This is a genomic window from Frigoribacterium sp. MEB024, from assembly GCF_000878135.1.
GTDB lineage: Bacteria > Actinomycetota > Actinomycetes > Actinomycetales > Microbacteriaceae > Frigoribacterium.
On sequence record NZ_JXQZ01000015.1, the window covers coordinates 1 to 26356 of the forward strand.

The 26356-nt window shown below is 72.0% G+C and carries 27 protein-coding genes and 1 pseudogene; 16 read left to right on the top strand and 12 right to left on the bottom strand.

Translation table 11 applies throughout. The features are described from left to right. Positions 1-329: 329 nt before the first annotated feature. Positions 330-1268 (bottom strand): LysR family transcriptional regulator, encoded by a 939-nt coding sequence (locus tag SZ60_RS03670; RefSeq protein WP_052505134.1) that lies wholly within the window; start codon positions 1266-1268, stop codon positions 330-332. Positions 1269-1366: 98 nt separating this feature from the next. Between SZ60_RS03670 and solA the strand changes: the two genes are divergently transcribed. From solA to SZ60_RS03700, 6 genes are all read left to right on the top strand, one after another. After that, positions 1367-2668: an N-methyl-L-tryptophan oxidase gene (gene solA, locus SZ60_RS03675; protein WP_082059845.1), complete on the top strand. Its 1302-nt coding sequence runs from the start codon at positions 1367-1369 to the stop codon at positions 2666-2668. Positions 2669-2735: 67 nt separating this feature from the next. Then, positions 2736-3566, top strand: coding sequence for an ABC transporter substrate-binding protein (locus SZ60_RS03680; RefSeq protein ID WP_043593789.1), 831 nt, complete (start codon positions 2736-2738; stop codon positions 3564-3566). A gap of 70 nt (positions 3567-3636) precedes the next feature. After that, positions 3637-4440 carry an amino acid ABC transporter permease gene (locus tag SZ60_RS03685; RefSeq protein WP_082059848.1) on the top strand — a complete coding sequence of 268 codons (804 nt, stop codon included), beginning with the start codon at positions 3637-3639 and terminating at the stop codon, positions 4438-4440. After that, entirely contained in the window at positions 4437-5204 is a 768-nt protein-coding gene (locus SZ60_RS03690; protein WP_043593791.1) for an amino acid ABC transporter ATP-binding protein, read from the top strand. The genes SZ60_RS03685 and SZ60_RS03690 overlap by 4 nt, the downstream gene beginning before the upstream one ends. 217 nt (positions 5205-5421) lie before the next feature. Further along, positions 5422-7197: a hypothetical protein gene (locus SZ60_RS03695; protein WP_043593792.1), complete on the top strand. Its 1776-nt coding sequence runs from the start codon at positions 5422-5424 to the stop codon at positions 7195-7197. An 83-nt stretch (positions 7198-7280) separates the two neighbouring features. Further along, a complete protein-coding gene (locus SZ60_RS03700; RefSeq protein WP_231567042.1) occupies positions 7281-8138 on the top strand; it encodes a family 16 glycosylhydrolase in 858 nt (285 codons plus the stop codon). Positions 8139-8271: 133 nt separating this feature from the next. Here the strand turns inward: SZ60_RS03700 and SZ60_RS03705 are convergent, their stop codons facing one another. From SZ60_RS03705 to SZ60_RS16300, 3 genes are all read right to left on the bottom strand, one after another. Next, positions 8272-9255, bottom strand: coding sequence for an intradiol ring-cleavage dioxygenase (locus tag SZ60_RS03705; protein ID WP_043593794.1), 984 nt, complete (start codon positions 9253-9255; stop codon positions 8272-8274). 467 nt (positions 9256-9722) lie between these two features. After that, entirely contained in the window at positions 9723-9953 is a 231-nt protein-coding gene (locus SZ60_RS03710; RefSeq protein ID WP_156155471.1) for a hypothetical protein, read from the bottom strand. A 5-nt stretch (positions 9954-9958) separates the two neighbouring features. After that, positions 9959-10438 (bottom strand): hypothetical protein, encoded by a 480-nt coding sequence (locus SZ60_RS16300; RefSeq protein WP_052505135.1) that lies wholly within the window; start codon positions 10436-10438, stop codon positions 9959-9961. A 209-nt stretch (positions 10439-10647) separates the two neighbouring features. Here SZ60_RS16300 and SZ60_RS03720 point away from each other — a divergent pair, with 209 nt between their 5' ends. Genes SZ60_RS03720 through SZ60_RS03730 form a run of 3 tightly spaced genes read left to right on the top strand, consistent with a single transcriptional unit; the run spans position 10648 to position 13432 of the window. Next, a complete protein-coding gene (locus SZ60_RS03720; protein ID WP_043593798.1) occupies positions 10648-11193 on the top strand; it encodes a hypothetical protein in 546 nt (181 codons plus the stop codon). A gap of 38 nt (positions 11194-11231) precedes the next feature. Continuing rightward, a complete protein-coding gene (locus SZ60_RS03725) occupies positions 11232-12038 on the top strand; it encodes an ABC transporter ATP-binding protein (protein WP_082059846.1) in 807 nt (268 codons plus the stop codon). Next, the gene (locus SZ60_RS03730) at positions 12035-13432 is read left to right on the top strand and encodes an ABC transporter permease (protein ID WP_043593799.1); all 1398 of its coding nucleotides are present in this window, start codon (positions 12035-12037) and stop codon (positions 13430-13432) included. Before SZ60_RS03725 ends, SZ60_RS03730 begins: the two co-directional genes overlap by 4 nt. Positions 13433-13452: 20 nt before the next feature. On the opposite strand, the gene SZ60_RS03735 is transcribed toward SZ60_RS03730, so the two are convergent. Then, positions 13453-14136, bottom strand: a complete 684-nt coding sequence (locus SZ60_RS03735) for a M15 family metallopeptidase (RefSeq protein ID WP_043593801.1) — start codon at positions 14134-14136, stop codon at positions 13453-13455. Positions 14137-14222: 86 nt separating this feature from the next. On the opposite strand from SZ60_RS03735, the gene SZ60_RS03740 reads away from it, so the two are divergent. The 3 genes from SZ60_RS03740 to SZ60_RS03750 are packed head-to-tail and all read left to right on the top strand — an operon-like array spanning position 14223 to position 17496. Further along, positions 14223-14957 (top strand): response regulator transcription factor, encoded by a 735-nt coding sequence (locus SZ60_RS03740; RefSeq protein ID WP_043593802.1) that lies wholly within the window; start codon positions 14223-14225, stop codon positions 14955-14957. Continuing rightward, entirely contained in the window at positions 14950-16116 is a 1167-nt protein-coding gene (locus SZ60_RS03745; protein ID WP_043593803.1) for a HAMP domain-containing sensor histidine kinase, read from the top strand. Before SZ60_RS03740 ends, SZ60_RS03745 begins: the two co-directional genes overlap by 8 nt. Before the next feature lie 60 nt (positions 16117-16176). Beyond that, positions 16177-17496 carry a PP2C family protein-serine/threonine phosphatase gene (locus SZ60_RS03750; RefSeq protein ID WP_082059847.1) on the top strand — a complete coding sequence of 440 codons (1320 nt, stop codon included), beginning with the start codon at positions 16177-16179 and terminating at the stop codon, positions 17494-17496. Positions 17497-17533: 37 nt separating this feature from the next. On the opposite strand, the gene SZ60_RS03755 is transcribed toward SZ60_RS03750, so the two are convergent. Both SZ60_RS03755 and SZ60_RS03760 read right to left on the bottom strand, forming a co-directional pair. Continuing rightward, positions 17534-18091 carry a hypothetical protein gene (locus SZ60_RS03755; RefSeq protein ID WP_043593804.1) on the bottom strand — a complete coding sequence of 186 codons (558 nt, stop codon included), beginning with the start codon at positions 18089-18091 and terminating at the stop codon, positions 17534-17536. A 4-nt stretch (positions 18092-18095) separates the two neighbouring features. Continuing rightward, positions 18096-19427 (bottom strand): hemolysin family protein, encoded by a 1332-nt coding sequence (locus SZ60_RS03760; protein ID WP_043593805.1) that lies wholly within the window; start codon positions 19425-19427, stop codon positions 18096-18098. 200 nt (positions 19428-19627) lie between these two features. Here SZ60_RS03760 and SZ60_RS03765 point away from each other — a divergent pair, with 200 nt between their 5' ends. Then, a complete protein-coding gene (locus tag SZ60_RS03765; RefSeq protein ID WP_043593806.1) occupies positions 19628-20041 on the top strand; it encodes a polyketide cyclase in 414 nt (137 codons plus the stop codon). A gap of 57 nt (positions 20042-20098) precedes the next feature. Here the strand turns inward: SZ60_RS03765 and SZ60_RS03770 are convergent, their stop codons facing one another. The 4 genes from SZ60_RS03770 to SZ60_RS03785 form a co-directional block, all read right to left on the bottom strand. Beyond that, the gene (locus SZ60_RS03770; protein WP_043593808.1) at positions 20099-20647 is read right to left on the bottom strand and encodes a hypothetical protein; all 549 of its coding nucleotides are present in this window, start codon (positions 20645-20647) and stop codon (positions 20099-20101) included. Further along, positions 20640-20975: a PadR family transcriptional regulator gene (locus tag SZ60_RS03775; RefSeq protein WP_043593809.1), complete on the bottom strand. Its 336-nt coding sequence runs from the start codon at positions 20973-20975 to the stop codon at positions 20640-20642. The genes SZ60_RS03770 and SZ60_RS03775 overlap by 8 nt, the downstream gene beginning before the upstream one ends. Positions 20976-21073: 98 nt before the next feature. Further along, positions 21074-21295: a hypothetical protein gene (locus SZ60_RS03780; protein ID WP_043593811.1), complete on the bottom strand. Its 222-nt coding sequence runs from the start codon at positions 21293-21295 to the stop codon at positions 21074-21076. A gap of 73 nt (positions 21296-21368) precedes the next feature. Next, complete coding sequence (locus SZ60_RS03785; RefSeq protein WP_043593813.1) at positions 21369-21914, bottom strand: GNAT family N-acetyltransferase; 546 nt, start codon at positions 21912-21914, stop codon at positions 21369-21371. A 96-nt stretch (positions 21915-22010) separates the two neighbouring features. On the opposite strand from SZ60_RS03785, the gene SZ60_RS03790 reads away from it, so the two are divergent. The 3 genes from SZ60_RS03790 (at position 22011) to SZ60_RS03800 (ending at position 25683) form a co-directional block, all read left to right on the top strand. Continuing rightward, positions 22011-22574, top strand: coding sequence for a TetR/AcrR family transcriptional regulator (locus tag SZ60_RS03790; RefSeq protein WP_043593815.1), 564 nt, complete (start codon positions 22011-22013; stop codon positions 22572-22574). Positions 22575-22649: 75 nt separating this feature from the next. Beyond that, a complete protein-coding gene (locus SZ60_RS03795) occupies positions 22650-23702 on the top strand; it encodes a zinc-binding dehydrogenase (RefSeq protein WP_043593817.1) in 1053 nt (350 codons plus the stop codon). 79 nt (positions 23703-23781) lie between these two features. Beyond that, positions 23782-25683, top strand: coding sequence for an ABC transporter ATP-binding protein (locus SZ60_RS03800; RefSeq protein ID WP_043593819.1), 1902 nt, complete (start codon positions 23782-23784; stop codon positions 25681-25683). On the opposite strand, the pseudogene SZ60_RS17385 reads toward SZ60_RS03800, so the two are convergent. Then, positions 25680-26356: pseudogene (locus tag SZ60_RS17385) on the bottom strand (hypothetical protein); the annotation flags it as partial. The gene SZ60_RS03800 and the pseudogene SZ60_RS17385 sit on opposite strands and share 4 nt — an antisense overlap.

Below are 26356 nucleotides of genomic sequence, written 5' to 3' on the forward strand. Positions count from 1 at the left end.
GGGCGCGACGGTCGGGGTCGCGCCCGAGCCGGTCGTGGCGCCGACCTCCACGGGGTCGCCCTCGGCGGCGAAGGCCGTGGCGGGCGCGAGGACGAGGGCCGCGGCCAAGGCGACGGCGGGCAGGGCGGTGGCGGCGCCGAGGCGGCGTGATCTGGACATGGTTCCCCCGGGGACGAGTGGCGCCGCGCGTCGGGTGAGCGCGGTCGGTCGACTGTAGACAGCACGGTCGGGCCGGGCGAGAGGCGGATTCGGCTCCGGGCCTCGTCGTGATGAGACCGTGATCGATTTGTCCCCCGGGCGCCCGCGAGCGGGTACGCGACGGAGCGGCGTCAGCCGCCGATCAACTCGAGGGTGATGCGGCCGGCCCGCCGGTCGCGGTCGCGCATCACGGTGAGCTCGGTGCGGATCTGTGCCGTGAAGGCCGTCGTCATGGGGTTCGGCCGACCGGAGAGCCAGAGCATCGAGAGGGCCGTCCGCGCCCAGTCCTCGGCGATCGTGACGAAGCGGACGCCGGGGATCGGGATGTACGACGAGAGGTAGGGCATGAGCGAGACGCCGAGGCCGCAGGCGACCGTGCTCAGCATCGAGAGGTCGTTGACCGCGTGGATGGGGATGCGAGGGTTGAAACCTGCCCGGACGCACGACATGACGATGCGGTCGTAGGCCTGGGGTGCGTCCTCGCGGTTGAACATGATGAAGTCGTCCTCGGACAGTTCGCCGAGGGGCACCGAGGTCTCACCGGCCAGCCGGTGCGTGTCGGGCAGGGCCACGACCAGGGGCTCGAGCGCCAGCTGCTCAACCTCGAACCGGTCGTCGATCGACCGGACGCGCGTGAAGCCCAGGTCGACCGACCCCCGCACGAGGTCGGACAGGATCGCCTGTTCCTCGCTCTCCTCGACCAGCACCCGGGCCCCCGGGTGCGACGCCGAGAACGCCCGGACCACGGTCGGCAGCAGGCCGGCGAGCACCGAGCTGATGCTGCCCACCCGCAGCGGTTGGACGTCGGCCACGACCGAGTCGAGCAGCGACTCGGTCTGCTCGATCTGGTGCAGGATGCGCTTGCCCTCACGCTTCAGCAGCTCACCCGCCGGGGTCAGTCGGGGGGCCGTCCGCGCCTGCCGCTCGAACAACCGCGTGCCGAGCTTCGCCTCGAGTCGCGAGATGGCCTGGCTGAGCGGCGGCTGGCTCATCTGCAACCGCGCGGCGGCCTTCGTGAACGAGAGGTCGTCGGCGACCGCCATGAAGTAGGTGAGCTCTCGGATCTCCATGACGGGCCTCTCGTCGGTCGCGCCTCATACGCAGCGGGTATCAGATCATCCCTTTTTGGTATTTGAGGGCGCAAGTGCCGACGCAATAGACAGGGGCCATGAACGACGCCACCACCGCCTCCTCGGTACCAGGACCCACCGACCCGTCCCTCGACGCCGACGTCATCGTCGTGGGGCTCGGCGCCTGGGGGGCACAGGCGCTCTGGCGCCTCGCCGAGCGGGGACGGCGCGTGATCGGCGTCGAGCGTTTCGGCATCGGCCACCCGATGGGCTCGACCCACGGCGCGACCCGACTGTTCCGCATCGCGTGCATGGAGCACCCGGGGCTGGCCCCGATCGCGAGCCGCGCCCGCGACCTCTGGTACGACCTCGGCGAGCGCACCGGTCAGACCCTCTTGCGTCAGACCGGCGGCGTCATGGTCGGCCCCCGCGACGGCCACGTCGTCGCCGGCACCCTGCGTGCCGTCCACGAGGCGGGGCTCGAGTCGACGGTCTTCGAGCACGACGAACTCGTCGCGCGGTTCCCGCAGTACGCCGGCTTCGGCCCCGACGACATCGGCGTGTGGGACCCCGCCGCGGGCATCAGCTACCCCGAGAAGGGCGTGCGGGCCGCGGTCGAGGTGGCCCGGTCGCTCGGCGCGACCGTGCTGACCGACACCCGGGTGACGGCGATCGACCCGGTCGACGGGGGAGTCGAGGTCACGGCCGGCGGGCGCGTGCTGCGGGCCGCCCGCGTGGTCGTGACGCTCGGGGCCTGGACCCCGCAGTTCGTCGACCATCCCCTCGTCGCCCGCCGCACCCCGCTCTTCTGGTTCGAGGGCACGACCCCCGAGGCGACGGCACCGGGCGGCGACTTCGACCTCGCGGCCTTCCCGGTGTTCATCCGCCAGCTGCCCGACGGCACCACCCTCTGGGGGCACGGCGCCGACCGGGCCGACGGGGACGGCTACGCCGTCAAGATCGGCCTGGAGGACTCGGGCGGCGCCTTCGAGGACGCCGAGGCCGACACCGTGGACCGGTACATCCATCCGGCGGCGGACTACGGCTTGCTCTCGGCAGCCGTGGCCCGGGCCTTCCCGGGGCTCGACCCGACCCCTGCCATGGCGATCGCCTGCATGGTGACGAACTCGCCCGACCGGCAGTTCGTCATCGGCCACCCCGGCGGCGACACCCGCGTCGTGGTCGCCGGCGGCGACAGCGGCCACGGCTTCAAGCACGCCCCGGCGATCGGGGAGCTGCTCGCGCAGCTGGCCGTCGACGAGGAACCGTTCACCGACATCGACTTCATGAGCCCCGACCGCGGCTACGACGGCACGTCCTGGCTCGACGAGGACGACCACCCGACCGCGGCCACGACCGACGCGACCGACACGGTCGACCGCCTGGCCGTGCCGTCCTGATCCACCCGGCCCGCGCCTCCCGAACCCACCCCGCACTCCCCTCGCACCGCCCTGACAGGAGAGAACCATGACCAGACGAACGACCACCCGCCTCACGGCCGCCCTCGCCGCGGTCGCCGCCCTCGGCCTCGCCCTGACCGCCTGCTCGTCGGGCGGCTCCGAGGCCGGCGCCTCGAACGAGCTGGGCACCGTCTCGGCCGGCACGTTGCGGATCGGCACGACCGGCGACACCAAGCCGTACGCCTACACCGAGGACGGCGAGCTGCAGGGCTTCGACGTCGAGATGGCGAAGGAGGTCGCGAAGCGCCTCGGGCTCGAGACCGAGTTCGTCACGCAGGAGTTCTCGGCCCTGCTGCCCGCCGTCGCCAACGGGCAGCTCGACATGGCGGCCGCGTCCATCAGCGACACCGAAGAACGCGAGAAGACCGTCGACTTCAGCGACCACTACTTCATCGGGTACATCTCGGTGCTGGCCGCCGACGGCTCGGGCATCACCGACGACGAGTCCTCGCTCGACGGCAAGCGCCTCGGCATCGTCCAGGGCACGATCCAGGACAGCTACGCGCAGGAGAACTTCACCGGTGCCGAGCTCGTGCGCTTCCCCGACAACAACAGTGCCGTCGCCGCGCTGGGCTCGGGCACGATCGACGCGCACTTCCTCGACTTCCCCGTGGCCGAGGAGTACGCGGCGGCGTCGAACGGCTCGCAGACCATCGCGATCAACGTCGCCGTGCCCGAGTTCCCGGTGGGCTTCCCGATCGCGAAGGGCAACGACGCGCTGAAGACGGCCGTGGACGGGGCCGTCGCCGACATCGTCGCCGACGGCACCTGGCTCGAGATCGACCAGAAGTTCTTCCCGGACCAGCCCGTGCCCGACGAGTTCCAGCCGAGCGAGTGAGCAGGGGGCGACCGTGAACTTCTCCGACGCGCTGGCCAACATCGGCCGCAGCTTCTTCGACGGCGAGGCGATGCTCCGCACGTTGCCCGACATGCTCGCCTACGGGGTGTGGAACACGCTGCTGCTGGCCCTCTGCGCCACGGCGATCGGCATCGTCGTCGGGCTGCTGCTCGCGGTGATGGGTACGAGCCGCCACCGCCTGCCCCGCGTGCTCAGTCGCATCTACACCGACGTGTTCCGCGGGCTCCCCGCCATCCTGACGATCCTGCTGATCGGGACGGGCCTGTCGCCGCTGTTCAACCTGTTCACGCGGGGGAACCCGTACCCGCTGGGCATCCTGGCCCTCAGTCTGATCGCCAGCGCCTACATCGGCGAGATCTTCCGGGCCGGCATCCTCGCGGTCGACCGCGGCCAGCTCGAGGCGTCCCGGGCGCTCGGCATGAGCCACGGCGACTCCATGCGGCTCGTCGTGATCCCGCAGGGCATCCGCCAGGTGCTCCCGTCGCTGGTGAACCAGTTCATCGCGATCGTCAAGGACTCGTCGCTCGTGTACTTCCTCGGCCTGATCACGTCGCAGCGCGAGCTGTTCCGCATCGGGCAGGACGCGGCCATCACCAACGGCAACCTCTCGCCGCTCGTGCTGGCGGGCGTGTTCTACCTGATCATCACGGTGCCGTTGACGCACCTGGTCAACGTCATCGACCGCCGGCTGCGCGAGGGCCGCTCGTTCGGGCGGCGCCCGTCGGGCACGGTCCCACCGGCCTCCCCGCCGACGTCGGCGGGAGCGGTCGCGACGGTCGCCCCCACCACCTCGGCCGCAGCCGCCCCCACCGCTGAACCCCTCGCCCCCGCCACGTCTGGAGCCCCTCGATGACCGCCCTCACCGCGCCTCCTGCCGTGTCCTCGGTCCCGACCGCCGGCGACCTCGAGATCCGGGGCCTGACCAAGGACTTCGGCGCCACCCGGGTGCTGCACGGCATCGACCTCGTGGTGCCCGCCGGTACGACGACCTGCATCATCGGCCCCTCGGGGTCGGGCAAGTCGACGGTGTTGCGCTGCATCAACCGCCTCGAGGAGCCCTCGGGCGGCGAGGTGCTGCTCGACGGGACGGACGTGCTGCACGGCTCCGAGGATGCGCTGCGTCGTCGGGTCGGCATGGTGTTCCAGCACTTCAACCTGTTCCCGCACCGGACGGTGCTCGACAACATCGTGCTGCCGCTGCGCCGGGTCCGTCGGGTGTCGGCGGCCGAGGCCCGCCGGGTCGCGCTCGAGCGCCTCACCGAGGTCGGGCTCGCCGAGAAGGCCGACGTGCGGCCCGCGTCCCTCTCGGGCGGCCAGAAGCAGCGCGTCGCCATCGCCAGGGCCCTGGCGCTCGGACCCGAGGTGATGCTCTTCGACGAGGCCACGTCGGCGCTCGACCCCGAGCTCGTCAAGGGCGTGCTCGCCCTGATGAAGGGGTTGGCCGGCGCGGGCATGACCATGGTCGTGGTCACCCACGAGATGGGCTTCGCCCGCGAGGCCGCCGACCAGGTCGTGTTCATGGACCGCGGCGTCGTCGTCGAGGCCGGGCCGCCGGCCCAGCTCTTCGACCACCCGCGCACCGACCGGCTGAAGACCTTCCTCGACCAGGTGCTCTGACCGCAGGACCCGAGGACCCGAGGACCCGAGGACCCGAGGACCCGAGGAGGCGCGGTGTCGGCACGACCGGCACCGCGCCTCCTGCAGTCTCCGCACTTTTCCCGTGCCCCCCGTTCGCGTACTGGACAGGGGGGTCTTGTTTCGTCGTCGAGGCGGGCGTACGGTCCGAACGGGTGGCAAAGACGCCACCGGAGACGAGAAGATCATGAACAGACGGATGAGGACTCTGATCGCGGCGGGGGTCGCCGCGAGCGTCGTGGGGGCGGTGCTGCCCGCGCTCGCCGCGCAGTCGGCACCGGCCGTGACCACCAGCGAACGGCCGGACTTCGGCCCGAACGTGACCGTGTACGACCCGAGCGTGCCGGCCTCGACGATCCAGACCGACATCGACGCGGCCTTCGGCGCGCAGCTGCGCAACCCCACGGCGCAGTTCGGCGACCAGCGCCACGCCTTCCTGTTCGAGCCCGGCACCTACGGCCGGGTCTTCGCGAACCTGGGCTTCTACACGGCGCTGCAGGGCCTCGGCAAGGACCCCGACGACGTCACGATCCAGGGAGCCGTCAACGTCGACTCGGGCTGGAACTACGGCGACGAGAAGAACGCGACCCAGAACTTCTGGCGGTCGGTCGAGAACCTGGCCGTCGAGCCCGAGTCGGGCGTCGATCGCTGGGCCGTGTCGCAGGCGGCCCCCATGCGTCGCGTCCACATCAAGGGCGACCTGACCATGGGGCCGTCGAACCAGGACGGCGGCCAGGGCTACTCGTCCGGCGGCTACATCGCCGACAGCAAGGTCGACGGCACCGTCAGCTCGGGTTCGCAGCAGCAGTGGTACACGCGCGACTCGACCCTCGGCTCGTGGCAGGGCGGCAACTGGAACATGACCTTCTCGGGTGTGCAGGGCGCGCCCGCGAACGACTTCTCGAAGAGCTACACGACCCTCGCCACGACCCCGGTCACGCGCGAGAAGCCGTACCTCTACGTCGACGACGCGGGGGACTACCACGTGTTCGTCCCCGCGCTGCAGCGGGACTCGGCCGGGGTCACCTGGCCGGGCACCCCCGGCACCGACCTGCCGATGCGGGACTTCTTCGTCGCGCACCCGGGCGACTCGGCCGCGACGATCAACGGTGCCCTGGCGCAGGGCCTGAACCTGTTCTTCACGCCGGGCACCTACTCGCTCGACCAGGCGATCGAGGTCACGCGGGCCGACACCGTCGTCACGGGCATCGGCTTCCCGACGCTCGTCCCGACCAGCGGCGACGCGGTGCTGACCACGGCCGACGTCGCCGGGGTGAACGTCTCGGGGCTCGTCGTCGACGCCGGCACGCAGAACAGCGACCAGCTGATGCGACTCGGCACGACGGGCTCGCACGTCGACCACGCGGCGAACCCGCAGAGCGTGCAGGACGTGTACTTCCGCGTCGGCTCGAGCATCCAGGGCAACGCGACCACCACGTTGCAGGTCAACTCGGACGACACGATCGTCGACCACATCTGGGCCTGGCGTGCCGACCACGGCGGCGCTCCCACGGGCTGGACGGTCAACCGCGGTGCGACCGGCGTCGAGGTGAACGGTGACGACGTCCTGGCCACCGGCCTGTTCGTCGAGCATTACCAGCAGTACCAGGTGGTGTGGAACGGCGAGCGCGGCCGCACGGTCTTCTTCCAGAACGAGCTGCCCTACGACGTGCCCGACAACGCGTCGTGGCAGAGCCCGACCGGCGAGGGCTGGGCGGCGTACAAGGTCGCGGACGGCGTGACCAGCCACGAGATCTGGGGTGGCGGCGTGTACTCGTTCTTCAACGCCAACCCGCAGGTGCGCCTGGCGCAGGCCTTCGAGGTGCCCCGGGCGTCGGGCGTGAAGGCCCACGGGGTCTTCACGGTCTCGCTCGGTGACGTCGGCACGATCTCGAGCGTCATCATCGGCGTCGGCGATTCGGTGCCGACGCCCGCGGGCAACACCGTCCCGAGCCGGGTGGTGACCTACCCGTGACCGGACGCCCGGACGACACGAACCGACGCACGGACACGAACCGACGCACGGACACGAAACGACGCACGACGACGAGCGGAGACATGATGAGGACCCACCAGCACCTGACGCGACGCGCACCGACACGTCGTACCCTGACCGGCGTGGGCCTGGCCGCCGCCGCCGCGCTCGCCGCGACCACGGTCGCCGCCGCGCCCGCCCCGGCCTCGGCCGAGACCTCCGCCCAGCAGGCGATCGTCTGGTCCCAGGAGTTCGACGGCGGCGCCGGCAGCGCGCCCGACCCCTCGGTCTGGAACCTCGAGACCGGAGGGGGCGGCTGGGGCAACGGCGAACTGCAGAACTACACGAACTCGCGGTCGAACTCGGCTCTGGACGGCAACGGCAACCTCGTGATCACGGCGAAGCGCGAGGGTGACGGGTCGTACACCTCCGCCCGGCTGACCACGCAGAACAAGTACACGGCGCAGTACGGCCGGGTCGAGGCGCGCATCCAGATCCCGCGCGGCCAGGGCATCTGGCCGGCCTTCTGGATGCTCGGTGCCGACCTTCCGACGAACGCCTGGCCGAGCGCGGGCGAGATCGACGTCATGGAGAACGTCGGCTTCGAACCGCACCGCGTGCACGGCACCGTGCACGGCCCCGGCTACTCGGGCGGCGAGGGCCTGACCAGCACGTGGCAGCACCCTCAGGGCTGGTCGATCGCGGACGACTTCCACACCTTCGCGGTCGACTGGGCCCCCGGCTCGATCACGTGGTCGGTCGACGGGCAGGTCTACCACCAGGTCACCCCGGCCAGCACCGGCGGCGACCCGTGGGTCTTCGACAAGCCGTTCTTCCTCATCCTCAACGTGGCGGTCGGAGGTGCCTGGCCCGGCTACCCCGACGGCAGCACCCAACTGCCGCAGCAGATGAAGGTCGACTACGTGCGCGTGTACGGGTAGGCGACGCCTCGAGGAGGCGCGGTGTGAGCAGGTCTCGCACCGCGCCTCCTCGCGTGCTCGCGAGACCCCGGGAACTCGCCGAGACACCCGTGCGCGCGGAAGGGTCTCGGCGACTTCCTGGGGTCTCGGCGGTTCAGCGCGAGCCGGGGGCACCGCCGCCACCGGGTGCGGCACCGGCGGTGGGCGCCGTGCCCGTGTCGACGCGGACGGCCAGGGCCAGCGCATAGCCCGAGGTCGCGTCGCCGGTCACCGTCGGCAGCTGCAGCGCCCCGCTGTCGTCGCTGAACACGTTGTCGCTCGCGAGGCTCACCTGGCTCAGGTTCGCCGTCGAACCGTCGTACTCGGTCAGCGCGTAGACGGTCCGACACGCGTCCTCGGGCAGGGCGAGCTGTGACGTGGCGATCGCGTTCGTCGGATCGGTGATCGATCCCACGTCGGGGTAGACCTCGAAGTGGATGTGCGGCCACCGCCCCGAGTAGCAGGCCGGGAAGACCGACGAGAAGGTCACGGTGCCGGAGGCGTCGGCGATCTGCACGCCGCGCAGGTAGGTCTCGTCCGTGATGCCGTCCGAGTACATCGAGTACCCGCCGGCCGCGTCGCAGTGCCAGACGTAGACGGCGACGTCGGCGAACGGCACGTCGCCGTTCGCCATGTCGAGCACCGTCATGCTCAGCGTGATCGGCACCCCCGCCGCGGTGGTGCCTCCGTCGAGGCTCGACCGGATGTCGCTGCGCACGATGCCCGACCGCTCGAGCACGTCGGCGCCGTTCGACCCGTCGCCCGGATAGGGCCCGGCGGTCTCGTCGGGGATCTCACCCGCCGGCAGCGTGCTCGCCGTGCCCGCGGACGCGCTCGGGCTCGGCGTCGCCGTGGCGGACGAGGAGGCGCCGGTTCCACCCGTCCCCGTGGCCGACGTGCAGGCGGCGAGCACGACGCTGCCCGCACCGAGCCCGATCAGGCTCAGCACGCTGCGGCGCGAGACCAACGTCCGCAGGTCGAAGGCGACGCCCTGGTCGACGACCTCGTCGTCGACGCGGTCGAGCAGCCGGCCCTCGTAGGCCGGGCCCTCGGGGGTGCGGTCGGGTTCGGGGATGCGGGTGGGGCGGGGGTCGCTCATGGTCACGCTCTCGGCTCGGGGCTGGTCGCCTCGGATGGGATCGCCGTCAGCCTGACGCCCGTCCCGATGACCCGGCCCTGCGCCTCCGATGAACGACCCATGAGGGAGGCGCGGTGCGAGACCTCCTCGCACCGCGCCTCCTTCGATGGTCGCCGAGACCCCAGGAACTCGCCGAGACACCCGTTCGCGCGGTAGGGTCTCGGCGACTTCCTGGGGTCTCGGGCCTGCCTTCCTCACGCGGAGGGGATCGCGGATCAGCCGGCGAGCGCTCGCAGCTGCGCGGTCGGGCACGAGAGAGGGGCACGGCCGCGGAAGAGTCCGCAGCCGTGCCCCAGATGCCGATGTTGTCGCATGAGCTTCACGGGCAGGGATGCAAGCAACACCGGCCAATGAAGACGCAAGAAAACGCCTTCGACCCGTGTGACGTTACGCCTCCGTCGGCGATCCTGTTCCCAGGTCGGCGCGGGTCAGGCCGAGTTCTTGCCGCCGGCCGAGCGGGACATGCCGCCCGCTTCGCCGCGAGGGCCCTCGTGCCGGCGCTCGGACTCGGCCTGGGCACGGACACCGGCCCCGGGGTCGGTGGCGTCGAGGCGGGCGGCGATCGCCCGGTCACGTCGCCCGCGCCGCACGACGCCGACGGCGGCCACGATTCCGACGGCGACGATCAGGGAGACGACGACGACGGTGCTGACGTCCACGATGCTCACGGTGTCGGCACCCCCGACGACACGACGACGATCATGGCGACGGCGAATCCGAGAACGGTCAATCCGAGGTAGAGCCAGAGAGGCGCGGCACTGCCGCCGGCGCGGCGGCGGACGACGACGCTGCGCCCGATCAGGTAGACGAGGGGCCCGAGCAGGGCCCACGCCCAGGGGAAAGGCCGCTCGAGTCCGCGGTCGCGCAGCGTGCGGTGGTCGAGCCAGGCGAGCAGCACGATCCCGAGCCAGAGCACGAGCGAGGCGATCTGCACGACGCCCAGGTCGCCGGCGTCGACGCCCGTCCGGCCCGGGATCGCCAGTTCGAGAGCGCGTCGCATGGTCACCACCACGAGGCCCATCGTGATGATGGGCGACAGCGCGATCGCGGTGACGAACGGGGTCGCCGTGAGGGCGATCCGTGGTTCGACCGGGGCTGCCCCGGCGCCGGTGTCGCCCTGGCCGAGGCCTCGGTGGTCGGTCACGATGTCCCCCTCGTTCCCGGAGGGGAGTGCTCCCCTCCGTCGTCCGCCCGGACGTCTGCGTGCCGGGCCCGGTCTCGACCCTACGACACCGACCGGTACGACCGCGTCCCGCCGTGGACGGAGCCGCCACCACCGGGGGATAACCCCCGCGCGGGTCCGTGGGTGCACGTGATGTTCCGGTACCGGGCCCCGCGGCGAGGATCGTAGACATGAACGACTCGACCTCCGCGACCATCGCGACCCGCGCCTCCTCGTCCACCACCACCCGCCGCCGCGGCGCCCTCGCCGCCGGTCTCGGCCTCGCGGCGCTCGCCGCCGTCACGCTCACCGGCTGCTCGGGCATGGCCGGCGCCGCGAAGAGCGCGCTCGGCGCCGAGCAGGTGCAGGAGCGCCACTTCGACACCGCGGCCGACGCGCCGAGCTCGACCGACTCGACCGACGTCGCCTGGTTCCTGCCCGAGTGGGTGCCCGCCGACGCCCGAGACGTCGGCGTGCGCCTCGACACGCAGGAGCCCGGCTACGAGCTCTCGTTCACCTCCGAGACCGGCCCCGACCTCGCGGGGTGCACGCCCGTCGACGGCGACCTCGGCGGCCCCGCCCTCGAGCCGACGACGCTGCCCGAGCCCCTGCCGACCTCGGGGCTCGTCAGCTGTGGCGACGGCCGCGTCGTCGCCCAGGTCGACGGACGCTGGGCCAGCTGGACGACCGTCGACGCGGTGCCCGGCGACGACGTCAACTCGACGCTGCGTCACTGACCTCACCACCGACCCACGACCCGCACAGGAAGACCACGATGACCCCCTCCCGCCAGCCCCAGCCCGTCACATCCCGCGGTCCCGCCGACCCGACCCGAGGAGGCGCGGGCCCCGTCGCCCGCGTCCGGAACGTCACGAAGTCCTTCGGCCAGGGCGACGGTCGCGTCGACGCGCTGCGCGACGTCTCGCTCGACCTGCCGGCCGGGCAGTTCACCGCCGTCATGGGCCCGAGCGGCTCGGGCAAGTCGACGCTGATGCACATCACGGCCGGCCTCGACTCGGCCACCTCGGGGCAGGTGCTGCTCGGCGACACCGACATCACCGGGCTCGACGACACCCAGCTGACCCTGCTGCGCCGCCGTCGCATCGGCTTCGTCTTCCAGGCGTTCAACCTCGTGCCGACCCTCGACGTGTCGGCCAACATCGAGCTGCCGTTCCGACTCGACGGGCGCCGCGCCACCGCCGACGAGCGGGCCTGGATCGACTGGCTCGTCGCCACGCTCGGCCTCGGCGCCCGGCTGACCCACCGCCCCCACCAGCTCTCGGGCGGGCAACAGCAGCGCGTCGCGATCGCCCGCGCCCTCGCCACCCGGCCCGACCTGATCTTCGCCGACGAGCCCACCGGCAACCTCGACTCGAAGGCCGGCCGCGACGTGCTCGACGTGCTGCGCACCGCGTCGACCGACCACGGTCAGAGCATCGCGATGGTGACCCACGACCCGGTCACGGCGAGCTACGCCGACCGCGTGGTGTTCCTCGCGGACGGCCGCATCGTGCACGAGATCGACCGCAGCACGGCCGCCGAGATCTCGGGCGTCATGCTCGACCTGGAGCGTGTCGCGTGAGCGCCCGGGACCAGCTGCGCGAGCACCGTCCGAGCATCCTCGTGGCCGGTCTCGGCACGACGTTCGGCGTCGGGCTGCTCGGCGTCACCCACGTGCTCGAGCAGATCGTCGCCTCCGACCCCGCGGTCGCCGCGAGCGGCACGGTCTCGACCATGCTCGGCTTCGTCGCCGCGGTCTTCGTGGGGCTCGCGCTCTACGTCGGCGCGATCGTCACGGCCAACACCTTCACCACCGTGGTCGCCGGCCGCACGCCCACCATCGCCCTGATGCGCCTGCTCGGCTCGTCGGCGCGCGACCAGCGTCGCGCCGTCGCCGGCGAGGGGCTCGTGGTCGGCGTCGCCGGCGCCGTGCTGGGGACGCTCGCCGGCCTCGCGCTCGTCGTCGTCGCCGTGCGGGTGCTCGTGGGGCGTGGCGACCTCCCCGACCTCGCGTACTCGTACGTCTCGGTGGGCGGTCTCGTCCCGGCCGTGGCCGTGGTGCTGGCGACGGTCGCCGCGGCTTGGGTCGGCTCGCGCCGCGTGCTGCAGGTGACGCCGCTGCAGGCGACCGACGCCGCGCAGGACGCGCCCGTCTCGGCCCGGTCCCGCCGCGTCGTGCGGACCGTGTTCGCCGCCCTGCTCGTCGTCGGCGGTGGTCTGCTGCTCGTCGCCGGGGTCGTGGTCGGACTGGTCGACGCGATGGGCGTGCTGATCGCGTTCTTCGGTGGCGTGCTGTCGTTCACCGGTGTCGTCGTCGGCGCCCACGCGCTCATGCCCGCCGTGCTGAGCGCCGTCGGCCGGACGTTCGGCACGAGTCAGGTGGCCCGCCTCGCCGCCGAGAACGCCCTCCGTCAGCCCGAGCGCAGCACCCGGGCCACGATCGGCATCGTGATCGGCGTGACCCTCGTCACGACCCTGTCGGTCGCGCTCGAGACGCTGCGCTCCTTCATCTACTCGATCGAGCAGGACCCGTCGTACGCCGCCGAGCTCGACCAGGTGTTCACGACGACGTTGCTGATCGTCGCCGCCCTCGTCGGCTTCTCGGCCGTGATCGCCGCCGTCGGCATGGTGAACGACATGTCGCTGAGCGTCCTGCAACGGAGGCGCGAGCTGGGCCTCCTGCGCGCGATCGGCTCGACCGCGGGTCAGGTGCGCCGCATGATCCTGCTCGAGGCGACGCAGATGGCGTTGACGGCGATCGTCGTCGGGGTCGTGCTCGGCGTCGTCTACGGCTGGGCCGGAGCCCAGGCGCTGCTCGGTTCCGCGAACCAGGGTCTGCTCATCGCGCCGACGCTGCCCGTGCCGCTGCTGCTCGGGCTCGCCGTGACGGCCGCCGTGCTGGCCGGGGTCGCCGCCCTCGTCCCGGCCCGCCGGGCCACGTCGGTCACCCCGGTCGAGGCGCTCGCCGCCCGCTGACGCGCGCGCGGCCCGACCGCCTACGGATTCATCCGCGGGTCCTCGGTCGGGTCGCGGAACATGGGCGGGCACCCCTGGTCGGCGGCCTCGGGGCGCAGCTCGTAGTGCCACGACTCGTTCTCGTAGATCTGGCAGAGGCCGTACGCGGCCCCGTTCCCCGAGAGCCACGACGTCGCGTCCCACGAGCCGACGTCGACCGCGTCGCCATGCACGTGGGCCGACGTCTCGGGGGTCGCCACCCAGCGGGCCGCCTCGGTGCGCGAGCCGTACTGGACCACCGCCTCGTCCAGCAACTGCTCCTGGTAGGCCGCCGACCGCCAGCCGCCGTTCACGACGACCACGACGCCGGCGGCGGTCGCGTCCGTCGTGGCGTGCTGCAGGGCGTCGAGGAGGCGCGGGTCGAGTCCCGAGACGGCCGGCACGTCTTCGTCGAACGGCGAGGTCCCGGGCGGGACGACGCCGCCCGCCTCGCCCGTCGCTTCGTCGCGACCGAGGGCGGCACCGACCGCGGCGGTCCCGAGGAGCCGGCCCGCGCCTCCTGGTCCGTCCACCGTCGCGGCGCGGGAGACCGCGACGGCCACGGCCAGCAGGACGACGAGCGAGAACGCGATCGCGCCGGCGACGACGGCCAGGACGACGGCGGGGCGTCGTCGGTGCCGGGCGGGGACGGGACGTGTGGAGGGCGACGTGTCGAGGTTTCGCATGCCCCCAGTCGACGAGATCCGCCGTTGCCGGCCCGTATGCGTTTCTCGATACGTGGACGATACGGCCCGGCTCGTAGCATCGGGACGTGCGTGTGCTGATCGTCGAGGACGAGCCCCTGTTGGCCGAGGCCATCCGCGACGGACTCCGTCTCGCGGCCATCGCGTCCGACGTCGCGGGCGACGGCGACACCGCACTCGAACTGCTGAGCGTCAACGAGTACGACGTCGCCGTGCTTGACCGCGACGTGCCCGGGCCCTCGGGCGACGAGATCGCCGAGCACCTCGTCGCGACCGGCAGCGGCACGCCGATCCTCATGCTGACGGCCGCCGACCGTCTCGACGACAAGGCCTCGGGCTTCGAGGCGGGCGCGGACGACTACCTCACCAAGCCGTTCGAGCTGCGCGAACTGGTGCTCCGGCTGCGCGCCCTTGACCGACGTCGGGCGCACCACCGGCCGCCGGTCACCGAACTCGCGGGCCTGCGCGTCGACCCGTTCCGCCGCGAGGTGCACCGTGACGGTCGCTACGTGGCGCTCACCCGCAAGCAGTTCGCCGTGCTCGAGGTGCTCGTCGGCGCGGGTGGCGGGGTGGTCAGCGCCGAACAGCTGCTCGAGCGGGCCTGGGACGAGAACGCCGACCCGTTCACGAACGCAGTCCGCATCACGGTCTCGGCGCTGCGCAAACGACTCGGCGAGCCCTGGGTGATCGCGACCGTGCCCGGCGTCGGCTACCGCATCGAGGCCGGCCCGGTCGACATCGCTCCCGTCGGTGTCGCTTCCGTCGGCGTCGACCCCGTCGAGGAGGCGCGGGGTCGTGGGTAGGACGCGCGGCCCCAGCGTCCGCCTGCGTCTGACCCTCAGCTATGCCGCGGTCGTCGTCGTGACCGGCGTGCTGCTGCTCGGCGTGGTGTGGCTGTTCCTGTTGCGCTACGTCCCACAGGAGTCGCTGTCGGGCGTCGCGGCGGGGTTCGTACCGAACCGGGGCGACCTGGTGCGGGCGTTCCTGCCGCGGGCCGTGGGTGCACTGGTCGTGCTGCTCGGGGTGGGGCTGCTGGGCGGCTGGCTGCTCGCGGGGCGCCTGCTCGCCCCGCTCGACCGGATGACCGGGGCGGCGCGGCGGGCGGCCGAGGGGTCGCTGTCGCACCGCATCGCGCTGCCCGGACGGGACGACGAGTTCCGCGAGCTCGCCGACGCGTTCGACACGATGCTCGAGCGACTCGAGGCCCATGTCTCGGCGCAACGCCGGTTCGCGGCGAACGCCTCGCACGAGTTGCGCACGCCCCTCGCCATCTCGCGGACGCTGCTCGAGGTCGCGCACGACGACCCGGGCGGGGACGCTCGGGTGCTCACGGGTCGACTGCGCGAGGTCAACGACCGGGCGATCGACCTGACCGAGGCGCTGCTGGTGTTGAGCCGGGCCGACCAGCGGTCGTTCGACCGGTCGCCCGTCGACCTGTCGCTGCTCGCGGACGAGGCGGTGGAGCTGCTCGCGCCTCTCGCCGACGACCGGGGAGTGGCCCTCGAGGTCGAGGGCGAGGTGGCGCCGACGGCCGGGTCGCCCGCCCTGCTGCGTCAGGTGGTCACGAACCTCGTGCACAACGGCATCGTCCACAACGTCGCGGTGCCGGGGTCGCGCGCGGGGGAGGCGGAGTCGCCAGGGGTTCCGGAGCCGGCGTCCGAGGTCGGCCCCGGGGTCCGTCGACGGGCGGCGTGGGTCTCGGTCGCCGCGGCCCCGCACGGTGCCGGGGTCGTCCTCGTCGTGGAGAACTCGGGGCCGGTCGTGCCCCCGGAGCTCGTGGCGACGCTCATCGAGCCGTTCCAGCGAGGCGATGCCCGCGTGCGGGGCGACCACCAGGGCTCCGGGCTCGGCCTGGCGATCGTCGACGCCATCGTGCGCGCCCATGACGGGACGCTCGACGTGCGGCCCCAGGTCGGCGGCGGCCTCCGGGTCACCGTCGAGCTGCCCACCCTCTCGGGCTGACCCACGTTCTGGGGTGCCCCGTTCTCCCCAGGCGGGGGGCGGCCGCTCTAACCTTCTTCGATGAGCGTCAATCAGGTGAGCGACGACACGCTGCGCCCCAGCGTCTGGGGGGACTCGGGTCTTCTCGGGCGAGTCATGTCCGCCGGCTCACGACGGCACGTCCCGGTGCTCAAGCAGGGCTTCGTCTTCTTCTTCGTCCTGATGGCCGCTCTCGTGAGCACGGTCATCCCGTGGCTGCCGGTCACCGACGCACCGACGATGTGGGCCGGGGTCTCGGCTGCTCTGTTCGGTGTCGCCTTCGCCGCAGCCGCCTCGTGGCGTCCTCGACTGCTCGCGTGGGAGATCGTCATCCCGGCAGCCGACTTCGTGGCGGTGGGGTTGCTGCGATACGGGACGGGTGACAGCCGGTCCGTCTTCGTGCCGATCATCCTGCTGCCCATCGTCTGGATAGCCGTCTGGGCAGGCCGGTCGAACATCGTGTGGCTGCTCGTCGGATCGGCCGTGACCTTCCTGCTGCCGTTCGTCATCGACCCCGGTGGTCGCGCGCCCAGCGAGTTCATCCGCATCGTGTTCTCGTTGGCCATCTACGCCACCGTCGGACTCGCCATCAACGAGCTCGCACGCCAGGCCAGTCGCAGGGTCGAACTCTCTCGTGCGCAGCAGCACGCCGTCGAACGCGAGATCGACAAGGCCGCGACCATCCAACAGTCACTCCTGCCTCCGAAGACGAGCCTTCTCCCGGACATGTTCGCCGTTCGAGGGACGTGCATCCCGGCGCGGACCGTCGGGGGAGATTTCTACGACTGGTATCCGACTCCGGACGGCATCGCCCTGACCGTGGGGGATGTCATGGGCAAGGGAGTGGGGGCCGGGATGATCGCGGCGGCCGTGCGTTCCGTCATCCGGAGTTCGTCGGACGACCTCGACCCCGCCGTGGCGCTGCGTCGTGCCACGACCGGTCTCGCGAGCGGTGACAGCGATGTCGACATCCAGTTCACGACCTGTTTCCACGCGCGCATCACCCCGTCGGGCGAGGTCCGGTGGGCCGACGGTGGGCACGGCCTGGCGCTCATCCGGCGGGCCTCCGGTCTCGTGGAGCGGCTGCGATCGTCGGATCTGCCCGTCGGCCTCGGGGATCACTGGGTCTCCCACACCGACCAGTTGCAGCCAGGAGACACGATCGTCTGCATCAGCGACGGGGTCCTCGACCTCTTCCCGGACGAACTGCTGGCTTTCAGTGCCTTCCAACTCCTGCTCATCTCGACCGGTGACTCGAGTGAGATCGTGCAGAGGGTCGCCGAACTCGTCGGCGACGACGAACAGGCCGACGACGTCACCGTCGTCGTGGCGACCTTCGCCCCCGCCCTCGCACGGGCCTGACGTGCGTCTTTCCCTGACGGCCCTGGCCTGGCGAGGCTCAGGGGTTTTGTGCGCGTTGCGTCCCGCAGCTGAGTGCGGCGGGAGGCACGTCGTCCATGTCGGTCGGTCCCACGTAGGCCGGCTCGAGAGGTGGAAGGTTCGTCACCTCGGTTGCGGCACCGAGTGCGAAGACCGCCCCGTCGAACGCAGGTGAGGTGGGATCGTCAGCTGTGGCGAAGACGACGAAGTAACCGCCCTCGGTTCCTTGGGCGGTCTCGACCAGGCCGGTGAGGGTCCATTTCCCGAGGTCCGGATCGGGGTGGGCGCTCAGCCAGGGCAGCGCGGACACGACGGTGCCGTTCGCGGAGGCCGTGTCGAGGATCGATTCGTTGACGGTCGTCAGGACGGCCGACGAGGCGTCTCGGCACGACGGGGTGTCGCCGTCGGCGCCTGTCGGCCACTTCTCGGCACCGTCGCTCGCCGGAGCGGCGGACGTCGCGCCCGCTGCTCGAGGCGGCGTCTCGGTCACCGGTGCGGTCGACGCGCAACCGGTCAGCAGACCCGCGACGGCCGCCAGTGCGACGAGAGTGGTCGACGCTTTCTTCTGAATCCCCATGCCGTCAGGTTAGGGGCCGCGGGGTGTCCGGGGTGCCCGCCTCGCCCGCGGGTGTCTCGTCGACGTCGGGGATGACGAGCAGCTCGGAGATGCGGCGTCGGTCCATCTGGGTCACCTGCAGGCGGGCACCGTCGATCTCGACGACGTCGCCCACGGCCGCCAGGCGCCCGAGGGTCTCGATGACGTAACCGGCGACGGTGTCGGAGGCGCTCTCGGGCAGGTGGATGCCCGTCGCCTCCTCGAAGTCCTGGAAGTTCAGACGGCCGTCCACGATCCCGCCGCCGGCCTCGAGGTCGGCGGCGGCGAACTCCGTGTCGTACTCGTCGAAGATCTCGCCCACCACCTCCTCGACGAGGTCCTCGAGGGTGACGATGCCGTCTGTTCCGCCGTACTCGTCGACGATGACGGCGATGTGGTGGCCGTCCGCCCGCATCGAGGTCAGCGTCGGGAGGACGCGCGCCGTGGCCGGCAGGTACGAGATCGTCCGCACGATGTCGCGGACCGGCGTCGCCGGGTCCCTCGTGATCGCCTCGAACAGGTCGCGCACGTGCACGAAGCCGATGATGTCGTCGATGGACCGGTCGATGACCGGGTAGCGCGAATACGGCTGGTCGTGGACCTCGCGGGCGGCGTCGCTGACGCTCCCGGTGCCGTCGACGGCCGTGACCTCGGGGCGAGGGCGCATGACCTGGCTGAGCTGGCGGTGCCGAAGGGAGAGCACGTCGTCGAGAATTCGGCGTTCGTCCTCGGGGAGGCCCTCGTGGCTGGAGACGATGTCGCGCAGCTCCTCTTCGGTCATCTCCTCGCCCGTCTTGTGCGGATCGCCGCCGAGCAGACGGACGACGAGGTTCGTGCTGATCGACAGGAGCCAGATGACAGGCCGCATGAGGACGGCGAAGACCGCGAGGACGGGGGCGACGGCGTAGGCGAAGGAGGCGTTCCGCTGGATCGCGAGCCGCTTGGGAGCCAGCTCGCCCAGCACGAGCGAGAGGTAGGCGATGAGAAGGGTCAGGACGATGGTCGCGACCGTGGAGGCGGCCTGTTCGCCGAGCCCGAACCCGACGAGCACGGGCGTCACGGACGGCGCGATGGAGGAGGCGCCGTAGGCGGCGGAGGCGAAGCCGGCGACGGTGACGCCGATCTGCACGGCAGCGAGGAACATGTTCGGGTCGCGGGCGAGGCCCGCGACCTTCTCGCCGCGCTTGCCGCGGGCTGCGATCGCGTTGACCTGGCTCTCGCGGAGGGTGACGAGCGCCATCTCGGTGGCGGCGAAGACACCGCCGACCAGGACGAAGACGACGACGAGGACGATGTTGAGGAGCAGGTCGCCGTTCATCGGGCGGCGAGGGCGATCGACCGGGAGGTGCCCGGGGTCTTCCGGGCGCCCGGACTGTGGCAGTCGGACGAAGGATCTGGGAGGCGCGTCATGGACCGAGATTACCGACCGTGCTCTCCGTTCGCCTGTGACGAGTCCGACGGCCCTGACGCGGCGTCGTGATGGTGGCTCGTCGAGGGGACCGCTGCTAGCTTCCCTGCATGACCTGGCCCGTTCTCCACATCTCGCGTGCGTTCGACCACGACGTCGCCGCCGTCTCGAGCGTCGCCGGCGACCCGGCGAACCTCCCCTCGTGGGCGGCGGGTCTGAGCGCCGGCATCCGTCAGGAAGAGGGGCGGTGGCTCACGGACTCACCCATGGGGGTCGTCGAGGTCACGTTCACCGGGCCGGTGGAACTGGGCATCCTCGATCACGACGTGGTCCTGCCGGATGGAACGGTCGTGAACAACCCGTTCCGCGTCGTGGCCAACGACCAGGGAAGCGAGGCCGTGTTCACCCTCTTCCGCCGTGACGGCATGTCGGAGGCGGACGTCGAGGCCGATGCCCGCCTCGTGCGCGGTGACCTCGAACGGCTGGCGACGCTGCTCGACGAGCGTCTTCCCCGCGGCCGGTAGGGACCGGCCGACGGGCGCGACGGGCAGAGGTCGTTCCGTGAGGTGCGGGGCTGCGCCTCAGGCGCGCCAGCTCCGGCGCCGCGCTCGGACGGCCAGGACGATGCCGACCACGGGGAACACGAGGTAGCCGACCAGGACGACGAGGTGGGTGCCGCCGAGACCCGCCGAGGCCATCACCGTCGCGGCCGCGACGGCGAGGAGGGCGACGCCCGCGGAGGCGAGCCAGGCGGCTGCCTTCTCCCGTCGTGTCCAGGCCTGGGCCTGGCTGACGAAGACGAGGCCGGCGAGTGCGCCGACGACCGGCACCAGGAGTGAGCCGGCGATCAGGACGACCGCCGCGACGATCGAGAAGGTGCGGCCGGGAGGAGGCGCGTCCTGGCTGACGAGGGGAACCCCGGTGGCGGTCTCGGCGCGTGCTTCGGCCGCGATGAAGGCCGGGTCGCCGAGCTGCCGGATGCGAGCGGCCGCGGCGTCTGCGTCGAGACCCCGGAGTTCCTCCGTCACGCCGGTGACGATGTCCTGGTGGAGGTCTGCCGGGAGCTGTGCGAGCTCGGCGTCGAGCTGAGCGAGGTAGGCGGTGGTGATCCCGGGCGTGGTGTCAGTCACGGGTGTCTTCTCCGATGAGTCGGTGGACCGAGGCGGTGAACGGGGCCCACTGGAGCCGGAAAGCGCTGAGCTGAGCGCGTCCGAGGGGAGTGAGTCGGTAGTACTTGCGGACGGGGCCCGTCGCGGACGGCTGGTCGAAGGCGGTGGCGAGGCCTTGGGCCCGGAGGCGGCCGAGGACGGGGTACAGCGTGCCGATGCTGGCGGCGAGACCGGCCTCGACGAGCTGTTCGGAGAGCTGCCAGCCGTACATGGGCTCACGGTCGAGCAATCCTAGGATGCAGTACTCGACGACGCCCTTGCGCAGTTGCGCCCCTCCGTCCGCTGTCATGCGTCACAAGCTACCTTGCGGTGCAAGACAGGTCAAGGGGTCCGCTGATGCGCTGGTCCGCCGAGCAGGCCCGGAACGCGGACGACGGAGGCGCGGGGTCAGTCCCCGGCGCGACGGTCGTCACGACGGAGGCCGACGATGCCGACGACGATCGCCGCGATGCCGACGGGGATGCCCAGGTAGGCCAACGTCCCCGCGCGACCATCGTCCGGGACCGGACCGAATCCGCCGGACAGCGCGATCACCGAGAACAGGAACGCGAGGACTCCGAACCCGATGAGGGCCCACCCCTCGGTCGACTTCCCCCGCCTCGTGAACATGCCCGTCTCCGTTCCGTCGCCGTGGACTCCTCGGCACGAGTCTGCCCGTCGGCGGCCCGCCGGGACCGACGCGTCACGCGGGCAGCTCGTCGGCGAGCATCGCGAAGACGAGGGTGTCGGTCCATTCGCCCTTGCTCCAGAAGTCCCGCCGGTGGTGCGCCTCCTGCCGCATGCCGACCCGGGCCGCGAGTCGGGCGGAGGCCGTGTTGCGGCCGTCCATCTGCGCGGTGACGCGATGGACGTCGTCCCGCGCGAACGCGAGCCGCAGCGCGGCCGCCACCGCCTCGCCCGCGAAGCCCCGACCCCCGTGGTCGGGATCGAGCGTCCACCCGACCTCGAGCGTGCGGGGTTCGGGCTCGGTGCGCCACAGCGCCACCGTGCCGATCAACGCCCCCGCCCGCTCGATGGCGAGGGCGAGTGCGCCGGCGGGCTCGGCCAGGTCCGTCCGACCCAGGCGTCGTTCGAGCTGCGCCCGCCCGGTCTCGATCGTCCAGGGCTCCTCCAGGAGGTACCGGGCGACGTCCGGCCGTGAGTGGATCGCGACGAGTCGCTCCAGATCACCCTCGCGATGCAGGCGGAGGGTCAGCCGGGGGGTCGACGCCAGGGTGTCCGTGTCCATGACGTCGATCCTCCTGCATCACCCGGCCCCGGCGAACGGCTGCCGTCCGCACGATCACGGTTGACATCACGTCGATGTGAGTGTTCACTCAGTCACATGACATCAGGCACCGCGACACGTTCGACGGCGGAGGCGCAGCGGGCGCTCATCACCTCCGCCGCCGTGCACGTCTTCGCCCGCAAGGGCCTCCACGCGACCCCGGTCGCCGACGTCGCCGCCGCGGCCGGGGTCTCGCCCGCCTACGTCTTCCGACTCTTCGACGGCAAGGAGGGGCTGTTCGTCGCGGCCGTCCGGCACACCTACGCGCTCGTCGAGGCGACCATGCGCGACGCCGGGGCGGCCTCCGCATCGACGACGCCGGAGGGCGTCCTCGACGCGATGACCGAGGCCTACGTCCGGTTGATCGCCGACCGCGACCTGATCCTGATGCAGTCCCACGCGCAGGCGGCGACGGACGTGGCCGCGGTCCGTGCGGCCGTCCACGAAGGACTCGGGGCCGTCGTCGAGGCCGTCGCCGAGGGGTCCGGAGCGGCACCCGACGCGGTGCAGCGGTTCATCGCCTACGGGCAGCTCTGCCACCTCGTCGTCCAGGCGGACCTGGCTCACCTGCCGCACGCCTGGGCCTCGACGCTCACCGCCGGCATCCGCCACCGCGACTGATCCGGGCGGCCCGCGCGCTCGTCCCTCTGCATGTCCGCAGTTGTGACTGACTGAACACTAACAAGAAGGAACGTCATGGACACGAACACCTCGCTCCCCACCACGACGACACGGATCGTCCTGCCCGGCCTCGTCGAACCCGACGGACTCGTGGTCGACCTCGCCGCGCCCGTCGGGACGCCCGCCGCCGGAGAACTGCTCGTGGCCGTCGAGGCCACGGGGATCTCGTACGCGGAACAGGCGATGCGTCGCGGCCGGTACTTCGCCCAGCCGCCGTTCCCCTTCACCCCCGGATACGACCTGGTCGGCACCGTGCTCGCCGCCGGCACCGGCGCGGACGGCGGACTCGTGGGTCGACGGGTGGCGACGCTGACGAAGACCGGCGCCTGGACCGGACACGCGATCGTCGCCGCCCGGGACAGCGTCGTGGTCCCCGACGGGCTCGCCGCCGACCTCGCCGAGGCGGTCACCGTCAACGGAGTGACCGCCTGGCAGATGCTGCACCGGGCCGCACGCGTGGAGGCCGGGGACACGATCCTCGTGTTCGGGGCGAACGGAGGCGTGGGCGGGTTGCTCATCCAGATGGCCCAGCACGCCGGCGTCCACGTCATCGCGGCGGCGTCCCCGCGCCACCACGAGTCCCTGCGGGCGCGAGGGGTCGTCCCCGTCGACTACGCCGACCCGGACCTCGCGTCGACCGTGCGCCGGTCGGCTCCCGCCGGGGGCCTCGCAGCGGTCTTCGACAACGTCGGAGGGGAGACGGCGCGGACCTCGTGGTCGCTGCTCGGCCGTGGCGGCACCCTGGTGTCGTACGCGATCATCGCCGCCGTCAGCGGCACCGGCAGCCTCTGGCCGCCGTTCCTGCGCCACCTGGGCCGCATCCTGACCTGGAACGCCCTCCCGAACGGCAAGCGCGCCACCTTCTACGACCTCTGGGCAGGCCACGGCACTCGCGGGAAGTCGTACCGGCGACGCCTCGACGAGGACCTCACCCACGTCCTGGAACGCGTCCGAGACGGTGTCCTCACCGCGAACGTCGCCGCGCGCTTCCCGCTCACGGACATCTCGAAGGCGCTCGAACTCGCCGAGTCCCGCACCCTCGACGGCAAGGTCGTCCTCGTTCCCTGACGACGGCCCGACACGGCTGCTGCGAGCCCGGGGTGACCCGCCGTCTACATTGGGCCAGGCCCCCACGGAAGGAACCCCCATGAGCATGGAAGGCGCGGCCTGGAGCTCGCTCTACAAGATCTCGTCCGCACGGGACGGTGGGCACGGCATCTCGCGCGCGTCCGTCCGGCGGATCATGACGTTCGCGGTGCCCTACCGGTCGAAGCTGGTCGTCTTCATCGCCCTGTCCGTGGTGGGTGCCGTCCTCGCGGTCGCGACGCCGGTGCTGGCCGGCCGGGTGGTCGACGTCATCGTCGCGCGGGGCGAACTCGCGGCCGTCGTGCGGCTCGCCGTCCTCATCGCCGTCGTGGCGCTGGCCGACGCCGGCGTCTCGCTGGTGACGCGCTGGTTCTCGGCCCGGATCGGCGAGGGCGTGATCCTGGACCTCCGCACCGCCGTCTTCGACCACGTGCAGAAGATGCCGATCGCGTTCTTCACCCGCACCCGGACGGGCGCCCTCGTGAGCCGCCTCAACAACGACGTCATCGGCGCCCAGCAGGCCTTCAGCGGCACCCTGTCGGGCGTCGTGACGAACGTCGTGGCCCTGGTCCTCACGCTGATCGTCATGCTCAGCACGTCCTGGCTCGTGACCGTCCTCGCCGTCGTCATGCTGCCGATCTTCCTGGTGCCCGCGCGGCGCATGGGCAGCCGTCTCGCGGCCCTCCGCCGCGAGGCCGCCGACCACAACTCCGCGATGAGCACGCAGATGACCGAGCGCTTCTCCGCGCCCGGGGCCACCCTCGTCAAGCTGTTCGGCCGTCCCGACGAGGAGGCCGAGGAGTTCCGCGTCCGTGCCGCCCGCGTCCGCGACATCGGCGTCCGCACCGCCCTGCTGCAGTTCGTCTTCGTCACCGCACTGACCCTCGTCTCCGCCCTCGCCCTCGCGCTCGTCTACGGGCTCGGCGGCGCCCTCGCGCTCGCCGGCCAGCTCGACACCGGCGAGGTCGTCACCCTGGCCCTCCTCCTCACCCGCCTCTACGTGCCGTTGACCGGGCTCGCGAACGCGAGGGTCGAGATCATGAGCGCGGTGGTGAGCTTCGAGCGCGTCTTCGAGGTGTTGGACCTCGAACCGCTGATCCAGGAGAAGCCCACCGCCGCCTCCGTCCCCGAGGGCCCGGTGAGCGTCGAGTTCGACGACGTCCGCTTCGCGTACCCGTCCGCCGACAAGGTGTCCCTCGCCTCCCTCGAAGAGGTCTCCACCCTGGACACCCGCGGCGGCGAGGAGGTGCTGCACGGCGTGTCCTTCCGGATCGAGCCGGGGCAGACCGTCGCGCTCGTGGGCACGTCGGGTGCCGGGAAATCCACGATCGCGCAGCTGATGTCGCGTCTGTACGACGTCGACGGCGGTGCCGTGCGCCTCGCGGGAACGGACGTCCGCGACGTGACCTTCGCCTCGATGCGCCACACCCTGGGCATGGTGACCCAGGACGGCCACCTGTTCCACGAGACGATCCTCAGCAACCTGCGTCTCGCGAGGCCGGAGGCGACCGACGACGAGGTCTGGGACGCCGTCCGCCGTGCGCGGCTCGAGCCCCTCGTCCGGTCCCTGCCGGACCAGCTCGACACGATGGTGGGAGAGCGCGGCTACCGGCTCTCGGGAGGCGAGCGTCAGCGGATGACCATCGCGCGCCTCCTGCTGGCACAGCCCCGCGTCGTCATCCTCGACGAGGCGACCGCGGCCCTCGACTCGACGTCCGAGGCCGCCGTGCAGGCCGCCCTCAGCGAGGCGCTCGAGGGGCGGACCGCCCTGGTCATCGCGCACCGCCTGTCCACCATCCGCAGCGCGGACCAGATCCTCGTGGTCGAGGACGGCTCGATCGTGGAGCGCGGCACGCACGAGGAGTTGCTGGCCGCGGAGGGACGCTACGAAGAACTGCACCGCACGCAGTTCGCCGTGCAGAAGGACGTCGCCGCGGACGAGCAGGCGCCGAGCGCGCGCTAGCCCTGCTCCGCGGGCGGCCCGTCGACGGGCGCGGTCCGACGTCGCCGCAGCACGAGGGCGGTGCCTGCCGCGAGCAGGCCGGCGGCGAGTGCGCCGACCCCGGCGACCTGTCCGCCGGTGAAGGCGAGGGCTCCGTCGGCGGAGGGCCGGGCCGTGGCCGAGGGGCGCGGCGTCGAGCCCGTTCCCGCCCCGGCACCGTCCGTGGGCGCGGGGGAGGGCGCCGTGCCGGGATCGGTCGGCACCGCGGTCGGGTCGTCCGTCGGCGGCGCCGGGTCGACCTCGGCGCCGGGCACCGACCAGGTCCCCGCGGCGAAGGTCACCGGCAGCGTCGCGGCCACGACGACCGTCGACGGGATGCCCGACTCGACGACGAGGCATTCCAGCGAGAGCGTCGCTCCGCCCGCCTCGACGCCGGCGGCGACGACCTCCTCGAACGAGATCGCCATCGGCACCTCGACCGGCTGCCCCGCGGCCACCGCGACGCTCGGCGACGTGACGACGGTCGCGCCTCCCGAGGTCACCGAGAGTCGGGCGGCATCGTCCGCGTCGGCCGGGCAGCCCGCGGCGAACAGCGCCGAGGCGAACGACGGGTCGGCGCGGGCGTCGCCCGACACGATCGCGGTGCCGGCGGCGTCGCGCAGCACGAGCGGCGCGGGGTCGGCGGGCGCCTGAG